The organism is Anaerocolumna aminovalerica (assembly GCF_900115365.1).
Classification (GTDB): Bacteria; Bacillota; Clostridia; order Lachnospirales; family Lachnospiraceae; genus Anaerocolumna; species Anaerocolumna aminovalerica.
The window spans coordinates 178,866-191,232 of the sequence record NZ_FOWD01000001.1; the positions used below are offsets into that span (position 1 = coordinate 178,866).

Annotated in this window: 11 protein-coding genes; 9 read left to right on the plus strand and 2 right to left on the minus strand. The window is 32.0% G+C overall.

Annotation, left to right across the window (positions count from 1 at the left end):
- Positions 1-136: 136 nt before the first annotated feature.
- The 5 genes from BM183_RS00805 (at position 137) to BM183_RS00825 (ending at position 5,205) form a co-directional block, all read left to right on the plus strand.
- Positions 137-1,339 carry an extracellular catalytic domain type 1 short-chain-length polyhydroxyalkanoate depolymerase gene (locus BM183_RS00805; RefSeq protein ID WP_091683621.1) on the plus strand — a complete coding sequence of 401 codons (1,203 nt, stop codon included), beginning with the start codon at positions 137-139 and terminating at the stop codon, positions 1,337-1,339.
- Between the two features lie 378 nt (positions 1,340-1,717).
- Entirely contained in the window at positions 1,718-2,167 is a 450-nt protein-coding gene (locus BM183_RS00810; RefSeq protein WP_091683623.1) for a CBS domain-containing protein, read from the plus strand.
- Positions 2,168-2,263: 96 nt separating this feature from the next.
- Positions 2,264-2,686: a hypothetical protein gene (locus BM183_RS00815; protein ID WP_091683625.1), complete on the plus strand. Its 423-nt coding sequence runs from the start codon at positions 2,264-2,266 to the stop codon at positions 2,684-2,686.
- Between the two features lie 118 nt (positions 2,687-2,804).
- Positions 2,805-3,164 (plus strand): YccF domain-containing protein, encoded by a 360-nt coding sequence (locus BM183_RS00820; protein WP_091683627.1) that lies wholly within the window; start codon positions 2,805-2,807, stop codon positions 3,162-3,164.
- Between the two features lie 196 nt (positions 3,165-3,360).
- On the plus strand, positions 3,361-5,205 hold the full coding sequence (locus tag BM183_RS00825; RefSeq protein ID WP_091683629.1) for a helix-turn-helix domain-containing protein: 1,845 nt from the start codon (positions 3,361-3,363) through the stop codon (positions 5,203-5,205).
- Here the strand turns inward: BM183_RS00825 and BM183_RS20640 are convergent, their stop codons facing one another.
- Positions 5,206-5,352 (minus strand): hypothetical protein, encoded by a 147-nt coding sequence (locus BM183_RS20640; RefSeq protein WP_170847844.1) that lies wholly within the window; start codon positions 5,350-5,352, stop codon positions 5,206-5,208.
- Between the two features lie 383 nt (positions 5,353-5,735).
- On the opposite strand from BM183_RS20640, the gene BM183_RS00830 reads away from it, so the two are divergent.
- The gene (locus BM183_RS00830) at positions 5,736-6,596 is read left to right on the plus strand and encodes a putative bifunctional diguanylate cyclase/phosphodiesterase (protein ID WP_091683631.1); all 861 of its coding nucleotides are present in this window, start codon (positions 5,736-5,738) and stop codon (positions 6,594-6,596) included.
- Positions 6,597-6,796: 200 nt separating this feature from the next.
- Here BM183_RS00830 and BM183_RS00835 read toward each other — a convergent pair whose 3' ends face one another.
- On the minus strand, positions 6,797-8,509 hold the full coding sequence (locus BM183_RS00835) for a WG repeat-containing protein (RefSeq protein WP_170847845.1): 1,713 nt from the start codon (positions 8,507-8,509) through the stop codon (positions 6,797-6,799).
- 374 nt (positions 8,510-8,883) lie between these two features.
- Between BM183_RS00835 and BM183_RS00840 the strand changes: the two genes are divergently transcribed.
- The 3 genes from BM183_RS00840 (at position 8,884) to BM183_RS00850 (ending at position 12,335) form a co-directional block, all read left to right on the plus strand.
- Positions 8,884-9,957 carry an acyltransferase family protein gene (locus BM183_RS00840; protein ID WP_091683635.1) on the plus strand — a complete coding sequence of 358 codons (1,074 nt, stop codon included), beginning with the start codon at positions 8,884-8,886 and terminating at the stop codon, positions 9,955-9,957.
- Positions 9,938-10,117 carry a DUF6472 family protein gene (locus BM183_RS00845; protein ID WP_091683637.1) on the plus strand — a complete coding sequence of 60 codons (180 nt, stop codon included), beginning with the start codon at positions 9,938-9,940 and terminating at the stop codon, positions 10,115-10,117. The genes BM183_RS00840 and BM183_RS00845 overlap by 20 nt, the downstream gene beginning before the upstream one ends.
- Before the next feature lie 313 nt (positions 10,118-10,430).
- Entirely contained in the window at positions 10,431-12,335 is a 1,905-nt protein-coding gene (locus BM183_RS00850; protein ID WP_091683639.1) for an endonuclease MutS2, read from the plus strand.
- Positions 12,336-12,367: the final 32 nt, after the last annotated feature.

Consider the following 12,367-nt stretch of genomic DNA (forward strand, 5'->3'; position numbering starts at 1 on the left):
TAAATTTTAGGTATATAAAGGAAAGGAGTGAGGAGCCTCAGTAACTTAAATATGATAGGACTGCAGCATGTTAACATTAGTTAGGATAATTACTAACGAACAGGGACAAAGTCCAGAAAGGTCGGAGTTTTTCGCTATGAGAAACAAAAATTTTAAAAGGTTAAGTCTATTGTTAGCAGTGATGTTGTTTAGTTCAATTTTCCGAACAACTACATATGCCGGTCAAGGAACATTTACAAAGGTTACTTATGGAAGCAGGTACTATAAAATCTATGTACCATCAACTTACGATGGTGAAACAGAAGTACCTTTGATGGTAATGCTCCACGGCGGAAGTCAGGATCCTGATCAATTCGCAGTCGGTACCAGAATGAATGAAATTGCAGAAACAGAAAACTTTATTGTACTTTATCCAGATCAACCGGCAACAGCAAATCAAAATAAGTTCTGGAACTGGTTCGAACCGGCACATCAACACAGAGGCAGCGGAGAACCGGCTATCATAGCAGGTATGATAGGCGAAATAAAGAATACATATAATATTAACGATAATATGGTTTATGCAGCAGGTTTATCTGCGGGAGGAGCCATGAGCGTAATCTTAGGTGTTACCTATCCCGATATAATTAAAGGAGTTGGAATTGTCTCCGGACTGGAATATAAAGCTGCAACTAATATGACGGGTGCTTTTATGGCTATGAGCATGGGCGGGCCGGATCCAAATACTCAGGGTACCCTTGCATTTAATGAAATGTCTGGTTATGCAACTAAGCTTATGCCAACAATCGTATTTCATGGAAACAGTGATTATGTAGTTCAAAAAATAAACGGTAATCAGATATTATCCCAATGGGCCCAGGTCAATGATTTGTTAGATGACGGAAGGGATAACAACTCCATTAATGACACACCTAACACTACAGAATCAAAAACCGTGACGGGGGGAAGAAGCTATACTGTCTATAGCTATGAAGACGGTAAAGGAAATCTATTAATGCAAAAATATTTAGTTGACGGAATGGGACATGCTTGGTCAGGGGGAAGTTCTTTAGGTAGTTATACAGACAGTACAGGACCTGATGCAAGTAGAATTATATGGGGTTTTTTATCCGGCAATTCCATTGATGACGGAGAAACGGAAAACCCAGGGGGACCAGGGGGACCGGAAAATCCAGAAGTAGAGGTGGCATATGGAACCGCAACAGAGCATTATGTTGCCGGAAGATTAGATACAAGCGGATACTTACAAATGGGTGCAAAATACGGATATATAGCACGGTTTAACCTGTACAGATTGGTTGGAACAAATGTATGGACGGATGTTAATCCCATAGGGTAGGGAACTGCATTAAGGGAAAAGATTAGGTTAGAAATATTCTTTAAGAAACTAAATAATAAAGAATAACTGCAAAACTGTCATTTTGAGTAAATGAAATTGAATTGAAAGGGCTAAATCGTACTATTAAGATGGCTTCTTAAAGCATAGAATTCAACTTCAATGGCATCCTCAGAATGACAGTTTGTTGTTTTAGGATAAGGTAAATTAATTAATAAGTAAAGTATAATATACTTAATTAAAAATTAATAACTACTACTGTTAATTCTATGGTATAATTAGTTATAATAGTGGGTTATAGGTAATATTACATTTATTATACAAGATACATATGTAAAAAGATATTGATTATAAAGATTATATACATGAGGAGTAAATGTTATGAATATAGCGTATTTTTTAATTACAAAAAGTGAAGTAGCCTATTTATATAATGATTGTACATTACGTCAAGGATTAGAAAAATTACACCAACATGGATATGCAGCAATACCCGTATTATCCAAAGGTAATAAATATATAGGAACTGTAAGTGAGGGTGATTTTCTATGGCATATATTAAATCAGGATAATCAGGATTTAAATTCCCCATGTATGAAAAGTTTGGAGAATATGAAAATAAAAGACATACTAAAGCCAGACAAAAATCCTCCGGTAAGAATAACAGCCAGAATGGAAGAACTGATGATTCGAGCAATGGATCAGAATTTCGTACCGGTTATCGACGATAGGAATTATTTTATAGGAATTGTAACAAGAAGGGATATAATGAAATACTTTTGTGAAAAATCAGAAGTAAGTACAAAGCTAAGTCTTAGTGAAAGTATCTAAAATATAAAATTAGGATAATTTATGATTGTAACACTATGGAATAAACATTAGATTATTTAGGGATATAATCTGCTTATAGGAAGAAGTGGAGGATATATGCTTACAGTAGAACAGTTAAAGGCAGCAGGAGCAATATATTTGGAGCATATACAGGAGGGGTTTGAGAAATATAACTATAAAATAGTTACCTGGAATCAGGAAGAGGCCTGTGAACATATCAGAGAACTTTGGCTATTAAATGATCCGGAGCATTCTTTTGCTGATTTTTATTATTACAAATTAAACAATGAAGCAAAGAAAAAAGTAGATTCTATGTTTAATGAAGAGGAAATGAATTATATAAAAGGTATTTCTAATCCCTTAGAAGAAGTCATATTCCCGTTGGATGAAATATTAATAAATATTCTGGTTAAACTAAACTATTCTGAAATGTTATTCTCTACTTTTTATTTTACTAAGGAACCCTGTACCCTGTGGGGAAATTATCATGGAGAATATGTTGTCTTTCAACCTAAATAAAGATAATAGTGTGAGTGCATTATTCAGATATACGAAAACGAAATGAAGAGTGTAAGTTTACTTACGAATTCCTAATAGAAGTATTTTAAAAATTGAATTCTTTAAAGGAGTATGATTTATGGGATGCTTAGGTAATATAATATGGTTTATTTTTGGAGGATTTATTAGCGGGTTAACGTGGCTGATTGCAGGTTGTATATGGTGCATCACTATTGTAGGAATACCCATTGGTGTTCAATGTTTTAAATTTGCAGGATTAAGTTTTTTTCCCTTTGGGAAAGAAATACGATATGGAGGTGGAGCAGGCTCTGTGTTATTAAATATCTTATGGCTTCTCTTTCCGGGAATACCTCTTGTAATTGAATCTGCTGTATTTGGTGCTTTTTTATGCATTACTGTTATAGGGATTCCTTTTGGATTACAACATTTTAAAATAGCCAAGCTGGCTTTGATGCCTTTTGGTGCTACGATAGAATAGCAGTTATTAAGCTGCTTTTTTATTTTATTAGAAACTTTTTTTGTTTTAATAAAGAGCCATATCAATATTCTGGTAATTTGTAAAACTATATGGTAAAATACATTAGGGCTTAATAAATGGTTAACTATGGAAAAGTGTTAAGCAAACTTCAAGGCAGTAGTAAAATAAAAAACAGCATGAAAAAGGAGTTTTTAACATGAGACAAAATGATATAGGAAAAATTATATTTACACTTCGTAAGCATTATAATATCTCCCAAGAAATGTTATGCAGCGGTTTATGTTCCGATGCAACTTTATCAAGAATAGAATTAGGAGAGAGAATTCCTGATAAGTTCTTACTGGATGCCCTTCTTCAAAGGCTTGGAAAATCTCCGGATAAGTTAGAAACCATATTGTCAGAGAGAGATTATTTTCTATTTGAAAAAAGACAAGCTATTGAAAAAGCCATTTTTGAACATAATTTTGAATTAGCTAAGGAAGAACTTATACTTTATGAGGAGCAAAAAGAATGTGAAGAAAAACTTCATCAACAATACATATATAAAATAAAGTCAGTGCTTTCTGATGAATTAGAACATGACACTAAGGAGAGTATTAAATACTTATTGGAGGCAATAAATATGACGTTGCCTTCCTTTAATATTGAGAATATCCTAGAATATTTATTGAGTATTGAAGAAATTTACCTTTTACTTATGCTTGCTCAGGCATATTCCAATACGGAAGAAGAAGGACAGGCATTGCAATTATTGCATAATGTTATTGATTACCTTGATCAAAAGTATTCGGATGAGGAAGAAAAGGTAAAGGTATATCCCAAAGCAGTATACTTATTATCAAAATTATTATTGCAAGATGAGAAATATGATGAGTTAGTAACCTTATGCTTAAAAACCATAGATTTAATTGTATCTAATGGCGTAATTAACTGCCTGTCTGAGTTGCTGCAACTTTGCATTATCGGTTTAAGGCATCAGAATAATCAGGAACTTTTAAAACGAATAACATGCCAGTTTGACAGTTTAAATGAAATTTATAAGGAATACAATTTTGCAACCTCCAATGATACTTCTACCTTATTATTAGAAAATACACAAAGTGAGTTATATTTGGTAAACGAATTTATTAAGAATTGCCGTATTGCCAATGGGTTATCTCAAGAAACCTTAAGCGGGAATATCTGTTCACCGGAGACTTTATCTCGTATTGAATCCGGTAAAAGAGCACCCAGTATAAAGAATTTTCAATCCTTAACAACACGTATGGGTATAAATAAAGATTTGTATAATATCTTTATATCAACAGAGAATTTTGAAATTTTTGAAAAGAAGAGAGAAATTACTAAACTAATAAATCTCCACCATTTTGAAGAAGCTGAAATAATATTTAATAAATTAGCAAAGGAATTAGAAGATAACGTTCCAGAAAACATACAATTTTTATTACAATACCGTACCTTGATAGCTTACGGAATGAAAAAAATAACTGATGATGAAGCATTAGATGGATTTGAAAAAGCTTTAAAATATACAATGAAAAATTATGGAATTGCTTCAATTAGAAACATCTATTTATCAAGAGACCAAGTACTACTGATTAATCAAATTGCTATAACTTATAATAAGTTAGGACTTAAGAAAAAAGCTATAAATTTATTGCAAGATATTATATATAATTATGAGCATAGTAAAGTAGATGAAAAGTATCATTCTGTTGGGATTTTACTTGTTATGTCAAATTTGGCAACATGGTTAGAAGAAAATGGTGAACCAGAACAAGGAAAGTTAATATGTGATAAAGCTATCCATCTATCTTTCCGATGCAGACGAGGAAATATGTTAGCTTCTTTTTTAAGTGAAAAAGCATGTTGTTTAGAGAAGATTGATAAAGCTAATAAAAATGAAAACAATAAAAAAGCCCGAATAAAATATTTTAATCAGGCTTTTTATATTAGTGATTTAATGAAAAATTTTAAATTAAGAGATACGATACAAAAATACTATAATAGGAATTATAATGCATATGAATGTTTGTATTAATTAATAATTAGTCCAATTATCATAACCAATGCCCAAAGTAGTAATAGGAGTATTATTTTGTGCAATTGGAGCAACTTTAGCAGTAACAACTAATGTAAGCATTAATAATGTAGCAACTACTTTAATTTTAGATTTTAAATTTTTCATAATAAATCTCTCCTTTTATTTTTTATTTTTTTCGTTCTTAGTTTATGTAAATTGTTTTGTCTAATTAAGATATATGATAATGGATGTTTGACTTATTAACCATGACGTTTTTGGAGAATTTATAAAAATCTCTAAAAACGTCATGGCATTTTCTTTTTATACAACTTATAATAGTATATGACATCGGACAAATTTTGTAATGGAATAATTTCGGAGAATAATTGGGAAAATTAATCAATTATTTCAAATAATTAATTATTATGAAAATGAATATACAAAAAATATTAAAAATTCATATACAAATAAAAGATATTTCTAAAAAGGTATTTCAACTATTGATATAATTTGTTAGAATTACTAAAGATAGGTTAAGTGAGGTTGTTATGTTGGGAGATATACAAAAGAAAAATCAAAAAGCGAATATGAACAGTCTGGATGTTCATAGGATAGGAGTGAGTTTGCTTATGTACGATGTTTATAATATAACAGATCTTAAGACAGATCTTAATTATGCAATAGATAACGAAGAGTTTTATTTATGCTATCAACCGTTAATTAATACAAAGACAAATAAGATGATCGGTATGGAAGCATTACTGAGATGGAATCATCCTCATAGAGGTACCATAAGTCCGAAAGAGTTCGTTCCTTTAGCTGAAGAAACCATGCATATTATACCAATTGGTGAGTGGGTTGTGAGACAAGCCTGCAGTCAATTAAAATCCTGGCATGACATGGGGTATAAAAATTATTTTATATCTGTGAATGTTTCAGTCATTCAGCTTCAACAAAAAGGTTTTGCAAGAATGGTTTTAAATACTCTTGAAGAAACCGGATTAACACCGGAATACCTTCAGCTTGAGATAACAGAAACGGTACATATGGAGTATAATAGCGTAATCTCTAAGAATTTAATGAGATTAAAAAGACAAGGTATTAAGTTTTCTATTGATGATTTTGGAACCGGTTATAATTCTTTAAATTATCTACAAAGTATAGAAGTTGATAATCTTAAGATAGATAAATCTTTCATTGAGGACTTTAAATCAAAAGTTAATCAATCCATCATTGAGATGATTATTTTGTTAGGACATAAGATTAATGCAGCTATAATAGCAGAAGGTGTTGAAACAAAGGAACAATATGATTTCCTAAAACAACAGGAGTGTGATATCGTTCAGGGATATTACGTAAGTGAACCAATATTACCGGAGAAAATGACTGAATTATTTGATAGATTGTAGTGAGTGTCCTCCTATAAGAATAGGCAGTTTCTATCGCTGCCTATTTCTTTCCAAAACAATATGCTGTCTATTAAATATAAAGTTATTATACTTATATAATATGAAGGGGAAGTTATTTTATATATTTTTACTCTTAAGAGGCTGTCTTTATGGGCAGCCTCTTAGATTTCAACCAATGCAGGAGAAGAAATAAAATTATATTAATTGAAAGAGTTCCAAAATGTTCCCTGTTTATCTACAATCTTATTTAACTTCTCAAAAGGTATTACGAATTCAGGAAATCCGGCTGCATATGGAGCTATATCATAAGGATAAAAGTATATAACAAGACCTTCTTTGGTTAGATAAAAGTTATGGTCTTCTAATATGGTTTTAAAGCTATCCGGGAAAAGCATAGAACTTTCATTTGTTTCTTCTTTGGCAATCATTTCTTTAATGATATGGTTTATCGTGGTTATATAATCACTATCTTTTATAAACAAGTCTTTTAAAGTATAGAATTCACCAGTCTTGATGTTGCAATAATAGTAATTCTTAATAGGCATTCCGTGTGCTGCACCAAATGGATAATCATAGCCTATTTGCTTAATAACAAGTAATTGATTTTCTAGTTCGGCGGTAAAACTATCTTCAACAGACAGTTGATCTTCTGCGGTAATACTTTTTCTATGGCTTATAAAAAGTTCATTCAATTTATTATTAATCTTTTTTTCAGTCTCTTTTGACTTCAATCCTACCACTACAGGATAATATACGGAAACATATTTACTAGGTTTATATTTCACTTCTTTTACATTAACATCTGATGTTAAGTTGTATTCATTACTATTATGCCATAATATGATGCCCTTTTTTTTCATATATAGTAAATCTCTATCAATCTCAGCTTTTACAATATCACCAAGGAGGGTAAGGGTTCCTCGTCCTTCTAGCTTTGGAAAGCTAGCCACTTCTTTGCCAGAGGTATCAATGAAATAAGTATATTTATCATCTGTAACGGATGCATAACCATTATTAAAATCACTTAAATCATAAAGGTTAAAATCAGTAAGCTGTTCCCCTTTTATATTCAATAGAGCAGATGGACTATAAGAGGATGGCAGATAAGAATCCTCTTGATTTTCTTTTATTTCAAATATATCATTTCCTACATATCTAACTATATATGGGTTACTTTTAGGCTCAAGTATATCTTCGCCCTTATAGTTAATGACACCATAATCTCCGGTATCAGGGTCAGAATAGATGATATAACCATCCTGAATATCAATTATATCCTGATACCTTGAATCAATAGGATAGCTTTCCAGAATATTTCCAGATTTGTCAATTATGCTACTTTTCCCCTCGGAATATACGAAAGCTTGATTATCAGAATTAAAATTATCTGCAAATTCATAGAAATTTGAATCTGCAATTGCATTACCATTTGTGTCAATATAGCCGTATAATAGTTTGTCTGTTATTTTATTTATAATCGCGGCACCATTTTGAAAAGTTCCTATGCTGGAATCGCTTTTATATATTACATTACCTGTTGTATCAATCACTTTATAGGTGTCCGTAGTATTCACAACAGCCAATCCTTCTGAAAAATTGGTTGCACAATCATATACCGGTTGGATTACAAAATCACCTTTTTCGTTGACATAGCCGTATTTTCTAATATTATTTTCTGTTATAAATACCGGATAAAGGGTATTATTCATACTTTTATTATCAGATGTTTTGATTGAATTTGTTGCTTCTCCATTTGCCGGGGGTGTTTCTTCCCTCGTAGGAGACGGGGTGCTTATTCCTTGTTCTTTTTCCTGATTTGTATTTGATCCGGTGGGTTGTTCTGTCTTTTTTCCACATGCGGTTAATGTAAGGATGGACAAGGAAAACAATAGAATTTTTAGTGCTTTTTTCATGGTTACCTCCTGAAGATAAATTAATATACATAATTCTACTAATACTGACATCAAATCAGAGGTTTAATCTTATTTGTGTTCTTTCTATTTGTATTATTATTATAAAAAATTATACCAATAGAGAGCCTTTTTTACAAATTAAGATTGTGTGACAATATTGTTACATTATGACATACAATGACAAACGATTTATGTTGCAGAATTCATACTTTTGGAATATACTATCTCATTGTGATAATTAAATTAGGGGAATTTATTTGTTATGTAAAGCGGAGGATAGGTTAAATAAACAGTGTTTTTAACCAGAATTTGTGCTTAGGACACAAATTACCTTCGTTATTCAAAGGCGCTAAAGCGCTAGAATCGAGGATTCTATGGTAAATCTTATGAAGAAGTGGTATTATCCGGATGGTAAGAGTGATAATACAATAGAAAACAATAGGAGTTATTTTTTGGACAATCTTAAATTTATCTTAATAACTCTTGTAGTTGTGGGCCATTTTAGTTTTAAATTATGTGATATAAAGATTATTGATAAGCTGGTTTATTTTATTTATATTTTTCATATGCCCTGTTTTATATTTACCAATGGCTTACTTGCCAAAAATATGAATGCAGGTGGAAGACTTAGGATAGATAAAATTTTATCCATATTCACAATGTACTTAATTTTTAAGATGGGAAATGCAATTATAAAGTTTATTTTTTCAGGTTATTTTGCTTTAGAATTATTGCATGATTCTTCTGCTCCCTGGTATCTCATATCCCTATGTATCTGGTACCTATTTATTCCTGTAATGGAGCGTATAAAACCCAGATATTTCATTTCGGGAACTGTGCTAATTGGATTGGCTGCAGGATATTTTAATAGTATTAAATTTGAATTTTCTTTATCCAGGGTATTAGTATTCTTTCCGTTTTTCGCAATAGGATTTTATTTATCTAAAGAAAAATTAGAAGAATTCTTGAACAAACCTTTAAGGGTTTTAGCACTGGCTTTCCTTATAGCAGAATTCATCTGTATTGTAGTATTCTGGAAAGAATTAAGTGCAGTTTATAGTATCCTATTTGGAGGAACACCATATTCAGAGGGCCTTCGCAATTTAGCACCTTATGGAATACTGTTTCGTAGTTTATGGTATGTAGCAGCCTTGCTTACATCTGCAGCAACAATGCTTCTTGTCCCCAGATGCAAACTGTTTTTCTCAGAACTTGGCAGCCGTACCCTTCCAATATACATGACCCATGTCTGGATTCGGAATATATTAAATTATGTTGGGTTTTTTGTTATGATTAAAGAAGGACCGGCATATCTTGATATTCTTGTAATACTTGGAAGTGTGGGACTTACATTTTTACTTGCAAATAAGTGGCTCAAAAAGTTGTTTGATCTATTGATGATGCCAAAATTGTACAGGAGGATATTTTATGAAAGGAACCAATTGTGAGTATTGTATGAATTATGTACATGATGATGAGTACAATTGTTACATATGTGATGTCAGTTTAGATGAAGACGAAATGGTAAGGTTTTTAAGTGATTCTTATCATGACTGCCCCCATTTTCAGTTTAATGATGAATATAAAATTGTTAGAAAACAGATGTAAGATAAACTTTTTATTGACATTTGATTTTTATCATGCTATTATGGATGCATATTTTGAAATGAAAGGTTGTGCATGTTTGTTAATTGCATCAAATTATGGAATTTAAGTAACTGAATGTAGCAAGACAGGTGTGGCAGATAACTGCTGACAGTTTTATTTTTGTACCTTTTAAGTATGTAGCTTAAGGTCTGTTTTTTGTGCCTGTTTTGATTCCGTAATAGATGTAGCACATACACAATTATGATTAGGATAATACCTATAGGACTGTGATGCTATGGTCTTATAGGTTTTTTTGTTGTAAAGGAGAACAAACATGAATCATTCATTTCAAATTTTAGAGTTTCATAAGATATTAAATAAATTAGAAGAATACGCTTATACAGAGAAAGCAAAAGAAGAAATAAGAAATTTAGAACCATTTATGGCAGAAAGAGATGTATTGGCAAAACAGAGAGAAACTACAGAAGCCAGAATCATTTTGGATAAGATAGGGAATCCTCCTCTGGTATCCTTGTCAGGAGTTGAAGAACTATTGGTGATTGCAGAGAAGGAGGGATGCCTTGCTGCAGAACAATTAGAATATATTGCCATAACCTTAACTGCAGTGAGAAGATTGAAAGATTTCTTATGCCGCTGTAAGGTACTTGAACTTAGCCTGCCATATTATGAAGTAGAATTAGATTCTCTAGATGAATTAAGAGAAGAATTGAATAATAAAATAAGAAATAACAGGGTAGATGATTACGCCAGTAAGTTATTAAAAGATCTTCGCAGTGATATTGAAAGATTGGATAACAAGATGCGTATGAAGGCAGAGTCCATTCTTAAGGCTAATAAAGACAGTTTATCAGATCAATTTATTACAATTCGTAACGGACGTATATGTCTTCCGGTAAAAAAAGATTGTAAGTTTAAAATAAATGGAAGTGTTATTGATAAATCATCTACAGGAGCAACCCTATTTATAGAACCAACAGCAGTTGCCAGTTTGAATGAGGAATTGCAGGAGTTAAAGATTGAGGAAGAGAACGAAGAACGAAGAATTCTATATACCCTCACATCCATGGTTGCAGAGAAGATAGAGGTGTTTTTACAAAATACCGGAATCATGGAGAAGCTGGATTATATATTTGCAAAAGGAAGGCTAAGTGTTGAGCTGGATGGCAAAGCTCCACACATTAATACAGATAGAATCATAAAAATTGTAAATGGAAAACATCCATTAATGGATAAAGATATCTGTGTACCATTAAACTTCAACCTTGGGGGCAATACCAATGGAGTTATTATTACCGGGCCAAATACAGGGGGAAAAACAGTTGCAATCAAAACAGTGGGATTACATTGCCTGATGGCTCAATGTGGACTTCACATTCCATGTGATGAAGGGGATATTTGTTTGAATAGCCAGGTGCTTTGTGATATTGGTGACGGACAAAATATTTCTGAGAATTTGTCAACTTTTTCAGCTCATATTACTAACGTGTTAGATATTCTGAAGAAAGCCGGTAGAGATAGTCTTGTTATTATGGATGAATTGGGTTCTGGCACCGATCCAACAGAGGGTATGGGTATCGCAATTGCAATATTGGAGGAATTAAGAAAGTCCAATTGTCTTTTCCTTGTCACCACTCATTATCCTGAAGTTAAGAATTATGGTGAAAAAACAGAAAATATTCTAAATGCGCGAATGACCTTTGACCGGGAAACATTAAAACCATTATACCAACTTGAAATTGGAAAAGCCGGTGAAAGTTGTGCCCTATATATAGCAAAACGTCTTGGCATGCCTGGTGGAATGCTTCGAAGAGCAAGTATGGCTGCTTATGGTAAAGAAGAATTGGAATTTCTGGACTTATCGAAAGAAGATGAGGTACAACGGGAATCTGCACCAATTATTTATAAGGTAAAAGAAAAAAAGAATCAACAAAATATCACAGAAAAGTTTAACTTAGGTGACAGTGTAATGGTTTTACCTGATAAAAGAATTGGGATTGTTTGTGAGAGGGTTAATGATAAAGGTGTTCTGAGGGTTCAATTACCGGATAAAAAGATTTGGATTAACCATAAACGTGTAAAATTGCATGTAGCTGCTAAAGAGTTATATCCAGAGGATTATGATTTCTCTATTATTTTTGATACGGTAGAGAATCGCAAGGCAAGACACAGTATGGAAAGAAAATATTGTGGTGACCTGGAAATAAAATATGAAGATTAAATATTAAATCAATATGGAAACAAAGAAGTTAG